The organism is Blastococcus sp. SYSU DS0753 (assembly GCF_054051175.1).
This window is the reverse complement of sequence record NZ_JBJHAT010000005.1, coordinates 115726-129576: the sequence shown is the minus strand read 5'-3', so window position 1 is coordinate 129576 and position 13851 is coordinate 115726. Positions and strand designations below refer to the sequence as shown.

Here is a 13851-nt window from a genome sequence, read left to right as displayed (position 1 = left end):
CACGACGACGGTGGCGCCGGGTCGACCCCCGAGTCTAGAGACGTCCGGGGCACGCGCGCGGTGGCGGGATGCGGGCATCGCGCTCGTCCGGTCGGGGTGACAGGATTTGAACCTGCGGCCCCCTGCTCCCAAAGCAGGTGCGCTACCAAGCTGCGCCACACCCCGTGGCCGCCCGAGTCTAGGCGTCGCCCGGCCGCCGGCCAGGGCTGGTCGGTCAGGCGGAGACCCGAGGACGGCGGTCGGCCCACGGCGCGGCCTGCTCGAGCGCGGCGGCCACCCGCACCAGCACGTCCTCCCGGCCGACGGCGGCGACCAGCTGGACGCCGACCGGCAGGCCCTCGTCGGTGCGGTGCAGGGGCAGGCTGATCGCCGGCTGACCGGTCACGTTGAACTGCGCGGTGCACGGCATGAGGCTGTTGATCCGCCGGCCCTCCTGCTTCGGCCCGGCCGCGGTGAACCAGCCGAGCTCCGGCGGCGGGGCGGCGATGGTCGGCGTCACCAGGAGGTCGAAGCCCTCCCCGCCCAGCTCCTGCGGCGCCCACCACCGGGCCATGCGGCGGGTCCAGGCGCCGAGCCAGGTGCGGGCGCCGAGGTAGTCCTCGGCGGAGAGCTTCCGGGCCACGGCGCGGTACATGACGTTGCGCGGCTCGAGCTCGTCGTCCTGGATCGGCCGGCGCAGCGCCGAGCGCTCGAGCGCGGAGAGGGTGAGCGCGACGTCGGCGGCGATGGTGGTGGTGAAGAAGCGCGGGAACTGCGAGTCGAACATCGCCCCCGGCGTGCCGGGCCCGACGTCGCAGCCGAGGTCCGCGAGCAGCCGGCCGGCGTGCTCCACCGCGGCCCGGCACGCGGGGTCGTCGAGGTACTGCTCCCCCGGGTCGGCGTCGAGCAGCCCCACCCGCAGCCGGCCCACCGGCGCACCCACCTCGTCGGCCAGCGGCCGGGGCAGCGGCGGGGCGGCGTACGGATCGCCGGGCATGGGCCCGGCGATCGTGTCGAGGACGGCGGCGGTGTCCCGCACCGTGCGGGTGACGACGCCGTCGATGGTGGCGCCGGCCCAGCTCTCCCCCACCTCCGGCCCCTGGCTGACCCGGGCCCGCGTGGGCTTGAGCCCGACCAGCCCGCACTCCGATGCCGGGATGCGGATCGAGCCGCCGCCGTCGTTGGCGTGGGCGACCGGCACCAGTCCGGCGGCGACCGCCGCGGCCGACCCGCCGCTGGAGCCGCCGGTCGACCGGCTGGGGTCCCACGGGTTGCGGGCCGGTGGGTTGGCGGCCGGCTCGGTGGTGATCGTCGTCCCGAACTCGGGCACGTTGGTGCGGCCGAGGACGACGAAGCCCGCCGCGCGGAAGCGCTGCGCCAGGTGGCTGTCCACGCGCCAGCGCACGTCGGCGTCCCGCAGGAACGACGTCCCGTAGTGCGTGGCCTCGCCGGCGACGTGGCAGCCGAGGTCCTTGAGCAGCAGCGGCACACCGCGGAACGGGCCGTCCGGGAGCCCGCCGCGCGCCTCGGCGCGGGCGGCGTCGAACCGGTCGCGGATCACGGCGTCCAGCTGCGGGTTCACCCGCTCGATCCGCTCGATCGCGGCGTCGACGAGCTCGGCGGGGGTGGCCTGTCCGGTGCGGACCAGCTCCGCCTGCGCGGTGGCGTCCAGCCACGTGGTGTCGGTCACCCGGCGCACGCTAGCCGGACTGACCACGGACGTTGTAGCGACGGTCGAGCAGGAGTCATGGAACCGGCCTGTGCTGCACCGCCTCGCGCAGTCGATGATGAGGTGCGCGTCCGGCACACGACCACCCCGGTGCACACGGAGAGGGCCATGACGAGTCGTCGAGCAGCACTGCTGTTGGTTCCACTGCTGGCCGTCGGTGCCTGCACGAGCAGCGGCGACGACGACGCCGCGGGAGGTGACACGAGCCCCACCACGGCCGCCGAGGTCGAGATGGGCGCCTGCGAGTTCGACGTGCCTGCGGGGGTGGAGATCGACTGCGGCACGCTGCCCGTCCCGGCCGACCGCGACGACCCCGGCTCCGGGGAGATCCAGCTCGCCTTCGGCATCGTCCGCAGCGACTCCGCCAGCCCGGCGGACGACCCCGTCGTCTACCTGTCGGGCGGGCCTGGCCAGAGCACGCTGGAGCTCGTGCCGCAGGGGTTCGGCCAGCTCTACGAGCCGCTCATCGCGAACCGGGACCTCGTGCTCGTCGACCAGCGCGGCACCGGGCTGACCGAACCGTCGCTGGCCTGCGACGAGTACAGCTCGTGGGTCCAGGAGTCACTCGGCTCCGACCTGCCCCCGGAGGAGCTGGAGGCCCAGGCCGTCGAGTCCCTGGAGGAGTGCCGCCAGCGCCTGGTCGACGAGGGCATCGACTTCGCCGACTACAACAGCGCCGCCTCGGCCGCCGACCTCGAGGACCTGCGCCTCGCTCTCGGCTACGACGAGTGGAACCTCTACGGGATCTCCTACGGCACGCGGCTGGCCCAGACCGTGATGCGCGACCACCCCGACGGCATCCGGTCGGTGGTGCTGGACGCCGCCTACCCGATCGACGCCGACCTCTACGAGGAGACGCCCGGCAACGCCGTCCGGGCGATGGAGGCCCTGTTCGCCACGTGCGCCGACGACGCCGGGTGCGCCGCGCAGTACCCCGAGCTCGAGCAGACCTTCCAGGGCCTGGTCGACGAGCTGAACGCCGCGCCGGCCCCGATCACCGTGGTCGACCCGACGAACGGGCAGCGCATCGAGGACGAGCTCGACGGGGACTCGCTGGTCGGCTTCCTCTTCCAGACCCTCTACTCCACGGAGCTGGTGCCGCACCTGCCGGAGATCATCGCCGCGGCGGACGACGGCGAGTTCGGGACGATCGGCCTGCTGCTCGGCGCGCTCTCACAGCAGCTGGAGCTGGTCAGCATCGGGCAGCAGCTGGCCGTCCAGTGCCAGGAGGAGGTCGCCTTCGCCGCTGAGGAGGAGGTCGCCGCGGCTGCCGCCGAGCACCCGCTGGTGGAGGGCTTCTTCGAGGGCGCGCCGACGCTGGGCCCCGGCGTCTTCGACGTCTGCGCCTCGTGGGACGCCGGTGAGCCGGGCGCCGGCGCGAACGAGTCCGTGGCCAGCGACATCCCGGCGCTGGTGCTCGCCGGCGACCTGGACCCGATCACGCCGCCGCGGTGGGGCGAGGAGATCGCCGCGGAGCTGTCGAACGGCGTCTTCGTCCGGTTCCCCTTCACCGGGCACGGCGCGTTGCCCAGCCACGACTGCGCGGTGCAGATCGCCGAGGAGTTCCTGGACGATCCCCGGAGCGAGCCGGCGACCGACTGCGTCGACGACATCGAGCCACCGGCCTTCACCGCGGATGACGTCCAGATCGAGATGACGCCGTTCGAGAGCGAGGAGCTGCGCCTCACCGGACAGCGGCCGAGCGGCTGGACCGAGGTGATCCCCGGTGTGTGGCAGGACTCGGTGCTGGTCTCCCTGACCCAGCAGGTCGTCCCCGGGGCGACCGCCGACCAGCTTCTCCAGCAGTTGGCGGCTCAGCTCGGCACCGACCAGCCACCCCAGCCGGTCGAGCAGCTGTCGACGGAGGCCGCCACCTGGGACCTCTACCAGCTGGAGGACCTCGGGCAGCGCGTCGAACTGGCGCTCGCCGACACCTCGGACGGCCTGCTGGTGGTCCAGCTGACGACCAGTCCGGCTCGGGCTGACGTCCATCGCGAGCAGGTCTTCCTGCCGGCCGTCGAAGCGCTGGCCCCGCAGTCCTGAGCCGGGCGCCCGGTCCACCACCTGTCGGTCGGTGACGCCCGCGCTCCGCTCGTCGCGGACCTGAGGCAGGTCTCGCACGGCGGGCGGAGATACGGCCAGGCAGAGAGCCCGTTCGCCCCTCCGGCTGGATCCCGGTGACCACGACTGATCACGCGGAGGGCCCGAGATCGTGCCGGCGGCGATCCGCCGGCGCCTCCGCGACCGTCGACGACGTCGGCCAGGCGAGCGTCTACTGGGGCGCGCACCGGCCGCCAGCGGCGGTAGTTGGCGCGTCACAGCCCGAGACCCCACGTTGGCACACTTGTCGATTCGTTGCGTATCCGCAACACTTCGTGCATGCCAAGCAAGAACGCGGTCGGTGAGGGTGGCAAGGGGCTGCACAACCGCCTCGCGGTGCTCCGCGCCGAGCGAGGCCTCAGCCGTCGGGAGCTCGCTGAGGCCGTGGGCATCAACTCTCAGACAGTCGGCTTCCTCGAGCGCGGCGACTACGGACCCTCGGTGGAGCTCGCCCTGCGCTTGGCCGGCTACTTCGACCTGCCGGTCGAGGCGATCTTCTCCCTCACCCCGTTCCCCGCCATGTCCGCGCAGCTCTACTCACCTCGCACGACAGGAGCGAACCCATGAACACCTCCCGCCCCACCACGGCCCAGCGCAGCGCCGAGCTGCGCGCCGCGGCTCAGGCCCGCATGCAGCAGAAGCGCCAGCGCCCTCTACCCGGCTGGCTGGCCGCCCCCGGCCGGCGCCGCGCTCTGGCCCTGGTGCCTGCGATCATCTTCACCGTCGGGGTGGTCGCCGCCGTCCTCGCCGACACCCTCGGCCTCCTGCTCATGATGCTCGTAGCCGTCCTCGGCATGGCCGGCGTCCTCGTGCTGCGCCGGGCGACGCAGATGCTCGATGCCGCGCCCGAGGTCCTGCTCGACGAGCGTGAGATCAGCCAGCGCGACCGCGGGTACCGAGACGCCTTCCATCTGACGCTGGCCTTCTTGTTCGTGCTGTGGGTGCTGGCCATCGCGGACGGGGTCGCCACCAAGACCGGGACCACCGGCCTGTTCGACGGGGACGGTTGGATCTACCTCACCCTCGCGTCCTTCTTCACGATCTCCACGCTCCCCGCCGCGGCCCTGACCTGGCGCTGGCAGGCACCCCTGGACGACCAGGACGACTGACCGACACCGCACCCCGACCACAACCCATGGCCCGCTCCGCACGCGGGTTCTGGCCGAAGACCACGGCCGCCGACTGCTTCCCGCGTCTCCGCGCGATCGAAGGCGCACCGCTATCCGAAGGCAGGGTCGTCGGCGTGGATGTCGACCGCGGCGTTGATCAGGTGCGCGTCGTCCCAGTCGAGCTCGCCCTGCGCTTGGCCTGCCACCAGCTCTGCCTGCGCGGTGGCGCCCATCCAGGTGCCCGCGGTCGCACCGGGCACCGTAGCGGCGGCCTCCGGATCCGATCCGCGGGAGGCGTCGCCGGCCGTTAGCCTGCCGGGGAGCGCACGGGCGGTCGGAGCGCGCCCCAGGGACGGAGGCCTCGCGGTGGAGATCGACGACGACGGCCTCGGCCCGGCCACTCCCCCGCCGCCGCCGGAGTTCGGCGTGCTGCCCGCGGCCGCGGCGCTGGTGCGTCTCCCGTTCGACCTGGTGGTGCTGGTCGGCTACGCCGTGCGCGAGCTCCCGCTGCTGGTGCAGGACGTGCGCAGCACGGTCAACGACGTCGCCCGGCTGGTGCACCACGGCGAGCGGGGCGGCGCGCTGCAGGAGCTGCTCGACAGCCTCGCGCGCGCGGCCCGGGCGGACAGCGCGGGAGCGCTCACGCACCTGCTGCGGTCGGCCGGCGACCTGGCCGCGGTGCGGGCCGAGGTCGAGCGGCAGCGTCTCCTGCTCGGGGACGTCGATCCCGCCCAGGACCGCGGAGACGGCTGACGCCACCGGTCACCCGAACTGCTCGACCGGCGCCGTCCGCAGGCCGGTCGCGGTGGGCAGCCGCCGGCCGGCCGGGCGACGGCGGATCAGCCACTCGGCGACCGCCAGGTTGATCAGCCAGCCGGCGCCCATGGTGAGGGCCTCGGCCGTCGGGCCCGGTGCGCCGGCCACGACCAGCCAGAAGCCGGCGGTGAACACCTGCGTGCCGGCGCCGAGCCCGAGGGCGTAGCCGCGCAGCATCCAGGCCCGGTGCCGACGGATGTCGCGGCGCAGGACGGCGGTGACACCGAGAACGATGGCCACGGCCATCCCGGCCCCGGCGGCCGCACGGAAGACCGTGAGCAGCCCGCTGTCGGCGCCGGTGATCACGGCGGTGAGCCAGAGCCCGCTGAGTGCGGCGACGAGGCCGACCGGGGCGACGATCCGCCCGGTGACCCGGTGCCAGCGGGGTCGGCGTCCCCGCGTGCCCGGCACGAACTGGAAGGCGCCGACCACGGTGAACACCAGCGCGCTCACGATGTGCACCACGAGCGGCACCGGCGCGGCCGCCGAGCGCGGCGGTTCGGGGAGCGCTGCCGCACCTCCGGAGAGCTCGATGAGCCGGGCGGCACCGGCGAGGAGTGGCACGAGGGCCAGGGCGATCAGGGCGGCGGGCACCAGCCACCGCCGCCGGGGGCGGGGCGTTGTCCGGAGTGCTGCGGTCATGCACCCGATCCTCGGGACGGCGCCGCCGCAGGTCATCGCCGGAAAGACCGGTTCCCGGGTCCTCCTTTGGTCGGAGCCTGTCGGCGAGCGTCAGGTTTGCGGCGTGCGAGCAACCAACTTGCGGCGGCGTCCGTGCGTGAGAACGCGGTGGCTAGCGTCCTCGATGGGCTTCGCGCCGTCCGGGTTCCCACCGGGGTGGCGCTGGTTTCATCCGAGGACCGCCAGAAGCGCACCCCGGGGCATCGACTGAACGTGCCGGTGTAGCTGGCATCCTGACTGGGCTCGTGGCGGTCGCCCCGAGCCACCGCCGTCGAAGGAACGCCACATCCGTGCCCCGCCCCCTGTACCGCAGCGACACCGCCCACCAGGAGATCCGGGCGTGGTGCATCCGGCGCCTGACCGACTGGGACACCGCACACCAGCGGACCGTCGTGGACACCACACTGGGCCAGACCCATCTGCTCAGCGCCGGGAGCGGCGACACCACGGTGCTGTACCTGCCCGGAACCAACTTCAACGCAGCGACCAGCCTGCCGCTGCTGGCCGCGCTCGCCTCCGAGCACCGGGTCGTCGCCGCCGATGTGCCCGGGCAGCCCGGGCTCTCCGCCGGCGCCCGGCCCGGGGGTGACCGGATGGCCGCCTACGGCGCCTGGGTCGGCGAACTGGTCGAGCACCTGCGCACCGATCGCGCGGTGCTGATGGGCCACTCGCTGGGCGCTGCGATCGCCCTGGCTGCCCAGCCGGCCGGCGTCGCCGGACTGGTGCTGGTGGACCCTGCGGGGCTGGTCCGGCTGCGGGTGGGATCGGCGGTCCTCGCGGCTACGGTACCCTGGCTGCTGCGGCCGACCCCGGCGCGCAGCGCCCGTCTGCTGCAGCACCTGCACGCTCCCAACCGGCGTCCTGCGGATGACGCCGTGGAGTGGATGACCCTGGTCGCCCGGGGCACTCGCACGGCCGGTGCACCAGGGCCCCTGCCGGCGGCGACGGTGCGGCGCTGGCGAGCAGTCCCCCGTCGGGTGCTCTCCGGAGAGAAGGACTGCTTCCTGCCGGTGCCGCGCCTGCGGGCCTCCGTACGCACCCAGCTCGACACCGAGGTCCAGCTGCTGCCCGACGCCGGGCACCTCGCCCCTGATGAGCAGCCGGAGCAGATCGTCGCAGCAGTGACGAGCCTCGTTCGGCGGGACGCCGGAGGCTGCTGACCGACCCACAGGGCGCAGGAAGCCGTTCTCCCGCACCGGCTCGCAGACCGGCCCGGGTCACCGAGGTGGCGCCATGCGGCGGGCTCCTGCCGGGGCGGAGACGGCGGCCGAAGCCAGCTGGCGCCGCCCCGAGGCAGCGTTCTCACGCACGCGGTCACAGCTCGATGCACGCGGAGATTGCGGTCGCGCTTGCGCAAATGCGCAACTGACGCTCGCCGACAGAGCCGCCGGCCGGTCTACCGGCGCGGCACGCGCCGCGTCTCGTACGCCCAGATCGCGATCTCCACCCGGTTCCGCACGCCGAGCTTCGCCATGAGGCTGCCGACGTGCGTCTTCACCGTGCTCAGCGTGATGTGCAGCTCGCGGGCGATCTCGTCGTTCGACCGGCCGCGCGCGACGGCGGAGAGGACCTCCTCCTCCCGGTCGGTGAGCGGGTCGATCGGCTGGGCGGGCGAGGCTGCGGGGCCGGCGCCGGCGAAGGCGTCGAGCAGCCGGGCGGTGACGCTCGGGGCGATCAGCGCGTCCCCGCGGGCGGCGGCGTGCACGGCCTGGGACAGCAGGTCGGGCCCGGCGTCCTTGAGCAGGAAGCCCCGGGCGCCGGCGCGCAGCGCGGCGTAGACGTAGTCGTCGAGGTCGAAGGTCGTGATGACGACGACGGGGATCGGATCGGGAACGTCCGGGCCGGCGAGCCGGCGGGTGGCCTCGAGGCCGTCGGTGCCGGGCATGCGGATGTCGAGCAGGCAGACGTCGGGGCGCAGCCGGCGGGCCAGGTCGACGGCCGCCGCGCCGTCCGCGGCCTCGCCGACGACCTCGATGCCGGGCTGGGCGTCGAGGATCATCCGCAGGCCGGTGCGCACGATCTCCTGGTCGTCGGCGACGAGCACCCGCACGGTCACGCGGGCCCCCGCCGGGGCAGCTCGGCGCGGACGGTCCAGCCGCCGTCGGGCCTTGGGCCGGCGTCGAAGGTGCCGCCGAGCAGGGAGACGCGCTCGGCCATGCCGCGCAGCCCGAACCCGGGGGCGCCCGGCGCGGGAGCGCCGTCGCCGTCGTCGCTGACCAGCAGGTTCACTCGGGCATCGTCGACGATCACCCGGACGTCGACGCGGGTGGCGCGCCGGGCGTGCCGGCGCGCGTTGGTGACCGACTCCTGGGTCAGGCGGTAGACGGCGGCCGCCACGGACGGGGCGACGGCGTCCGCGTAGCCGGTCACCTGGACGTCGACGGGCAGGCCGTTCCCGTCGGCAAGGGCGGCCAGGTCGGCGAGCCCCGGGGTGGGCGCGAGCTCGGCGGGCCCGTCGCGGCGGAGCGCGCGGACCATGCCGCGCATCTCGGCGAGGGTGGTGGCCGCCTCCTTCTCGATGAGCTCGAGCGCGTCGACCGCGGCCTCCGGGCGCGTGGCCGCGGTGGCCAGCCCGGCCTGCGCGCGGACGGCGATCGCCGAGACGTGGTGGGCGACGGTGTCGTGCAGGTCGCGGGCGAGGTGCTCCCGCTCGCGCGAGGCGACCTGGTCGAGCTCGCGGGCCCGGGCACGCGCCCGGAAGCGGGCGGCCGCGCCGAGAGCCAACGAGGAGAGCAGGACGGCGGCGCCGCCGATGGCGTCGCCAGGTGTGGCCGAGCCGAGGATCAGCGAGACGACGGCGCCGGCCAGCAGGACGGCGAGCCCGGCCAGCGCCTGGGCGCCCGAGCCCCAGCGCACGACCGCGTACGGCAGCAGCAGCCCGAACGCGGCGGTGTACATGCCGTCGGGGTCGCCGGTGCCGGCGGCGAGCACGGCCAGCACGCCGAACCAGGCGATGAGCACGGGCACCGGCTGCGTGCGGCGCCACAGCAGGAGCGGGGCGAGCACGCAGACCACGGCGACCTGCAGCCAGCGGGAGGGCAGGTCGGGCCGGAGCAGCCCCTCGAGCACGGCGGCGACCGGGACGAGGGCGGCCAGCAGCCAGTCCCGCCAGCTCCGGGCGGGGGCGTCCGGCGGCCTCGGCTCGCGCCAGACCGAGCGCAGCAGGGCGTTCACGCCGGTCACCGTACGAGCCCGGACGCCCCCCGTGATCACCCGGAAGTACGAGAGGACGGCGCCGATGGGGCACCATGGTCCGATGCTTCCCCGCACCCACGTCGTCCTCGGTGGCGGCGCCGCGATGGGAGCCTTCCAGGCCGGCAGCCTCCTGGCCCTGTTCGACGCCGGCATCCGGCCGGACGAGTTCCACGGCAGCTCCGTCGGCGCGCTCAACGCCGTCTTCCTCGCCGCCCGACCGGACGCCCCCCGGGCGCGCGAGCTGGCCGAGTGGTGGACCGGGCCTGTGGCCGCGCAGCTGCTCCGGCCCACCTGGCCGGCACGGGTCCGCGGCGTCGCCCGGTCGGTCCGCCGCGAGGGCGCGCTGCTGGACGCCCGCCCGCTGCGCCGGCTCCTCGCCGGAGCGGTGCCCGTTCGCGACGTCGCCGATCTGGCCGTCCCGGTCACCGTGACCACGACGTGCCTGGACTGCGCGGCCGCCCGCCGGCACGACGCGGGGGCCGTCGAGGACGTGGTGGTCGCGAGCTGCGCGCTCCCCGGGTTGTTCCGCCCGGTCCGGCTGGGCGACGGCCACCGGCACGTCGACGCCGGCATCCTCGACGGGGTTCCCGTGGGGGCGGCGCTGGAGCGGGCTCGCCCCGGCGACCGGGTGCTCGTCCTCGACTGCGGGCTGTCCCCGGTGACCGGCCGCACGGACGTGTGCGCCGCCACCTCGGAGGTGCTCGCCGGGCAGGCGTGCGGCGTTCCCGTGGACCCGGACCTGGCCCCGTACGTCCCGCCGGTCGAGGGGGCCATCGGCGCCCTGGGCACCGTCCTGGAGGCGTTCACCGTGGCGCGGACCGTGGCCAACCGGGCCGCGGTCCGCGAGGCGCTGGACGACCCACGCGTGCACGTGGTCCCGCACATCGCCGACGCGTGGGCGGCCGGGCTGCTCCCGGTGCTGCCGGAGGGCCCGCGCGACGCCACCCGGTCCGCCGAGCTGCTCGAGGCCGGCCGCGCTGTCACGCACCGGTGGCTGGCCGCGCAGACCTGGGCCGGGTCAGCCGCGGCGGAGCATCGCTGAGGCCAGCGGCCTGCCGATGTCGCCCAGGTGCGTGGCGGCGTAGGGCACCCCGTGCCGGGCCGCCCACCAGGCCCGGGCACGACGCGAGGCCCCGCGGGGCGTCTCCCCCTCGCCGATCGGGCCCACGGGGAGCCCGGCGCCCCGGAGGGCCTCCGCGGCGGCCATCGCCATGCCGCGGTGCCCGGCGGGGCTCGGGTGGATGCGGTCGACCGACCAGCCGCCGGGGTCGGCCAGCACCGGCACCGCACCGAGGTCCACCACGTGCACCCCGTCCAGCGCGGCCGCCCGGTCGACGGCACCGTTCACGGCCGCGAGCCGCAGCCGGCACGCGGCCGCGATCCGCGCCGGGAGCGGCAGCAGCGAGACGGCGTCGTGCAGCCGGCCGACGACGACGGTGCCCGCCCGCTCCCGCAGCGCGGCGACCAGGGTGAGCAGGTCGGCCGCTGCGCGTCCGGCGTCGAAGCCGGACCGGCCGACGTCGTTGAGGCCGACCAGGACGGTGGCGACGTCGACCCGACCCGGGACCAGCGGCAGCTGGCGGTCGCGGACGTCGGCGACCCGCGCTCCCGGCTCGGCCAGCCGGACCAGCCGGCCGTCGGGGAACGCCCCGGCCAGCAGCGCCACCCACGTGGCGTCGGGGTCCACCCGGACGCCGACGCCCTCGCCGCAGGTGAAGCTGTCGCCCAGCGCGGTCACCACGGTCACGGCACACCGACCCGCGTGCCGTCGTGGACGGCGAGGAAGCCGCGCACCGTCCGCTCCCAGGAGAACTCCTCCGCCCGGGCACGGGCCGCCGTCCGCCGGACGTCCTCGGGAACGGCGAGCAACTCCTGGACGGCGCCGGCGAGGGCCGCGGGACCCACCCCGGCGCGTCCCGCCCCGCCCACCACGCCGGGCAGCGCGGAGCGACCGTCCGCCACGACCGGTGTGCCGCAGGCGAGCGCCTCGAGGGCCGCCAGTCCGAAGGTCTCGATCGGCCCGGGGGCGAGCGCGACATCGGCGTCCGCCAGCAGACCGGCGAGACGGGCCCGGTCGGGCACGAAGCCGAGCCACTCGACCGGCAGGTCCCGCGTCGCCGCCTCGAGGTCGCGCCGCATCGGCCCGTCCCCCGCGACGGTGAGCCGCGCCGGGACTCCCCGCGCGAGCAGCTCGCGCAGGGTCGCGACCGCCACCTCGGGGTGCTTCTCACGCGAGAGCCGGCTGGCAAGGACGAGCGCGACCGGGTCGTGCGGCCGGCGACCGGGTCGCGGTGACGTGCGGGCGGGGAAGGTCGCGTGGTCGACGGCGAGCGGGATGACCTCCAGCCGCGGGGCGCGGAGGCGGACGAACTCCTCGGCCGCCCACTCCGTCGTGCAGACGACCGTGTCGAAGGTCCGCACCAGCCGGGCGTTGGAGCGATCGGCCAGGGCGTCCAGCCGCAGCGGGGCGGGCAGCCACTGGCCGAGCCAGCGGTCCAGCCGCTCGTGGCTGACGACGAGCGAGGGCACGCCCCGGGCGCGGGCCCAGCGGCCGAGGCCGCGCAGCGTCGTCCGGTCGTGCACCTCCACTGCGTCGGGCGCCACCCGCTCGAGCACCCGGCGGACGGCGGCCAGGTCGACCAGCAGTCGGTAGCCCGTGCCCCCGACCAACGGCGCCCGCAACGTCAGCCGGCGGCCCCACGGGGTGGCCGTCTCGGCGGCGGCGTCGCCGGGCACGACCTGCACCACCTCGTGCCCGTGGTCCGCGTAGCCCTCGGCCAGGTGGCGCAGGGTGGTGCGGAGCCCGCCGGAGGTGGGGGTGACGAAGTTGGCGACCTGGACGATCCTCACGCGGCGTCCCGCTGCTCGGTGCCGCGGACTTCGTCGATCACGTCGCGGTAGTGCCGGAGGAGCTCTCCGGTCACCGCCTCCCAGGTGCGCCCCTGCACCGACCGCCGGGCCTGACGGCCCATCCGGTCGCGGAGGTCCGGGTCGTCCCGCAGGGCCAGGACGCGGTCGGCCAGGCCGGCCGCGTCCCCGGGGTCGAAGAGCAGACCGTTCTCACCCGGCTGCACGAGGTCGAGCAGCCCGCCGGCGGCCGGGGCCACGACCGGCAGCCCGCTGGCCAGGGCCTCCTGAGCGGCCTGGCAGAAGGTCTCGTGGGAGCCGGTGTGGACGAAGACGTCGAGGGAGGCGAAGGCGGCCGCCAGGTCGCTGCCCGACAGCAGGCCGGTGAAGACAGCGCTGCCGAGCCGGCGCTCCAGCTGCCGCCGTTGCGGCCCGTCGCCGACCACGACCAGGCGGATGCCGGGAACGTCCTGGAGCGCGTCCAGCAGGCCGACCTCCTTCTCGTGTGCCAGCCGGCCGACGTAGCCGACGACGAGCTCGCCCTCCGGCGCCCAGGCGCGGTGCAGCTCCGGGTCGCGACGGGACGGTGCGAAGCGCTCCAGGTCGATACCGCGCGCCCACCGCGCGACCCGGGGAACACCGTGCTCCTCGAGCTGGCGCACCGCGGCCCGGCTCGGCGCCAGGGTCCGGGAGGCGGACGCGTGCACCCTGGCGAGCCGCCGCCAGACAGCCGGCTCGGCGACCCCGAGCCGGTAACGGCCGGCGTACGCGGCCAGGTCGGTCTGGTAGACGGCGATGGAGGGGATGCCGAGCTGCACAGCCGCGCTCGCCCCCTGCGCCCCCAGCACCGCCGGGGAGGCGAGATGGACGACGTCCGGCCGGAAGGCCCGGAAGGTGGCGGCCATCGCGGGGAAGGGCAGTGCGACCCGGAAGCCGCGATAGCCGGGAACGGAGCAGGACGGCGTCCTGACGACCGGGAACCCGGCCCACTCCGTCGGGCCGGGGCCCGGCGCGACGACCAGCGCCTGCTGTCCACCCCGGCGGAGCTGCTCGCACACCCGCACGACCGAGTTCGTGACGCCGTTGACCTGCGGGAGGAAGGACTCCGTCACGATCGCTATGCGCATACCCGGCAGCGTGCTGGAAGCCGAGCACCTATTCGGCGGCCTGCGGGGAGAGGTCTGCTGAACCCATCGGGAAGTCTCAGCAACAGGGCGGTGCCGGACGCCGCGGTGGCGGCGGGTGCGGTCACCAGGCGGGTCTCCGGGGGAGCTACGCTGTCCTGGCACCTCCGCGGGTGTAGCTCAATGGTAGAGCCCCAGCCTTCCAAGCTGGCCATGCCGGTTCGATCCCGGTCACCCGCTCCACGTACTGACCAGCTCGTATACCCGTCTG

14 protein-coding genes and 2 tRNA genes are annotated in these 13851 nt (G+C 75.3%); 7 read left to right on the top strand and 9 right to left on the bottom strand.

What is annotated here, in order from left to right; translation table 11 throughout:
- Positions 1–91: 91 nt before the first annotated feature.
- Both ACI799_RS06675 and ACI799_RS06670 read right to left on the bottom strand, forming a co-directional pair.
- Positions 92–165, bottom strand: a tRNA-Pro gene (locus tag ACI799_RS06675).
- 49 nt (positions 166–214) lie between these two features.
- Complete coding sequence (locus ACI799_RS06670; RefSeq protein ID WP_456612688.1) at positions 215–1669, bottom strand: amidase; 1455 nt, start codon at positions 1667–1669, stop codon at positions 215–217.
- Positions 1670–1816: 147 nt separating this feature from the next.
- Here ACI799_RS06670 and ACI799_RS06665 point away from each other — a divergent pair, with 147 nt between their 5' ends.
- From ACI799_RS06665 to ACI799_RS06655, 3 genes are all read left to right on the top strand, one after another.
- Positions 1817–3751 (top strand): alpha/beta hydrolase, encoded by a 1935-nt coding sequence (locus ACI799_RS06665; RefSeq protein WP_456612687.1) that lies wholly within the window; start codon positions 1817–1819, stop codon positions 3749–3751.
- 336 nt (positions 3752–4087) lie between these two features.
- Positions 4088–4375 (top strand): helix-turn-helix transcriptional regulator, encoded by a 288-nt coding sequence (locus ACI799_RS06660; protein WP_456587616.1) that lies wholly within the window; start codon positions 4088–4090, stop codon positions 4373–4375.
- Entirely contained in the window at positions 4372–4917 is a 546-nt protein-coding gene (locus tag ACI799_RS06655; protein ID WP_456612686.1) for a hypothetical protein, read from the top strand. The genes ACI799_RS06660 and ACI799_RS06655 overlap by 4 nt, the downstream gene beginning before the upstream one ends.
- A 110-nt stretch (positions 4918–5027) precedes the next feature.
- On the opposite strand, the gene ACI799_RS06650 is transcribed toward ACI799_RS06655, so the two are convergent.
- On the bottom strand, positions 5028–5177 hold the full coding sequence (locus ACI799_RS06650; RefSeq protein WP_456587813.1) for a hypothetical protein: 150 nt from the start codon (positions 5175–5177) through the stop codon (positions 5028–5030).
- Between the two features lie 106 nt (positions 5178–5283).
- Between ACI799_RS06650 and ACI799_RS06645 the strand changes: the two genes are divergently transcribed.
- Entirely contained in the window at positions 5284–5670 is a 387-nt protein-coding gene (locus ACI799_RS06645; protein ID WP_456596085.1) for a hypothetical protein, read from the top strand.
- A 9-nt stretch (positions 5671–5679) separates the two neighbouring features.
- Here the strand turns inward: ACI799_RS06645 and ACI799_RS06640 are convergent, their stop codons facing one another.
- Entirely contained in the window at positions 5680–6375 is a 696-nt protein-coding gene (locus ACI799_RS06640) for a DUF2306 domain-containing protein (RefSeq protein WP_456612685.1), read from the bottom strand.
- Positions 6376–6704: 329 nt separating this feature from the next.
- Between ACI799_RS06640 and ACI799_RS06635 the strand changes: the two genes are divergently transcribed.
- Positions 6705–7574, top strand: coding sequence for an alpha/beta fold hydrolase (locus ACI799_RS06635; RefSeq protein WP_456612684.1), 870 nt, complete (start codon positions 6705–6707; stop codon positions 7572–7574).
- Positions 7575–7810: 236 nt separating this feature from the next.
- Here ACI799_RS06635 and ACI799_RS06630 read toward each other — a convergent pair whose 3' ends face one another.
- Both ACI799_RS06630 and ACI799_RS06625 read right to left on the bottom strand, forming a co-directional pair.
- Positions 7811–8470 (bottom strand): response regulator, encoded by a 660-nt coding sequence (locus tag ACI799_RS06630; RefSeq protein ID WP_456612683.1) that lies wholly within the window; start codon positions 8468–8470, stop codon positions 7811–7813.
- Positions 8467–9588 (bottom strand): sensor histidine kinase, encoded by a 1122-nt coding sequence (locus ACI799_RS06625; RefSeq protein WP_456612682.1) that lies wholly within the window; start codon positions 9586–9588, stop codon positions 8467–8469. Before ACI799_RS06625 ends, ACI799_RS06630 begins: the two co-directional genes overlap by 4 nt.
- Positions 9589–9670: 82 nt before the next feature.
- On the opposite strand from ACI799_RS06625, the gene ACI799_RS06620 reads away from it, so the two are divergent.
- Positions 9671–10651, top strand: a complete 981-nt coding sequence (locus tag ACI799_RS06620; RefSeq protein ID WP_456612681.1) for a patatin-like phospholipase family protein — start codon at positions 9671–9673, stop codon at positions 10649–10651.
- Here the strand turns inward: ACI799_RS06620 and ACI799_RS06615 are convergent.
- The 3 genes from ACI799_RS06615 to ACI799_RS06605 are packed head-to-tail and all read right to left on the bottom strand — an operon-like array spanning position 10628 to position 13583.
- Positions 10628–11356, bottom strand: a complete 729-nt coding sequence (locus tag ACI799_RS06615) for a GDSL-type esterase/lipase family protein (protein ID WP_456612680.1) — start codon at positions 11354–11356, stop codon at positions 10628–10630. The two genes, ACI799_RS06620 and ACI799_RS06615, sit on opposite strands and share 24 nt — an antisense overlap.
- A complete protein-coding gene (locus ACI799_RS06610; RefSeq protein WP_456612679.1) occupies positions 11353–12459 on the bottom strand; it encodes a glycosyltransferase in 1107 nt (368 codons plus the stop codon). Before ACI799_RS06610 ends, ACI799_RS06615 begins: the two co-directional genes overlap by 4 nt.
- Complete coding sequence (locus tag ACI799_RS06605) at positions 12456–13583, bottom strand: glycosyltransferase family 4 protein (protein ID WP_456612678.1); 1128 nt, start codon at positions 13581–13583, stop codon at positions 12456–12458. Before ACI799_RS06605 ends, ACI799_RS06610 begins: the two co-directional genes overlap by 4 nt.
- 166 nt (positions 13584–13749) lie before the next feature.
- Between ACI799_RS06605 and ACI799_RS06600 the strand changes: the two genes are divergently transcribed.
- Positions 13750–13823, top strand: a tRNA-Gly gene (locus ACI799_RS06600).
- Positions 13824–13851: the final 28 nt, after the last annotated feature.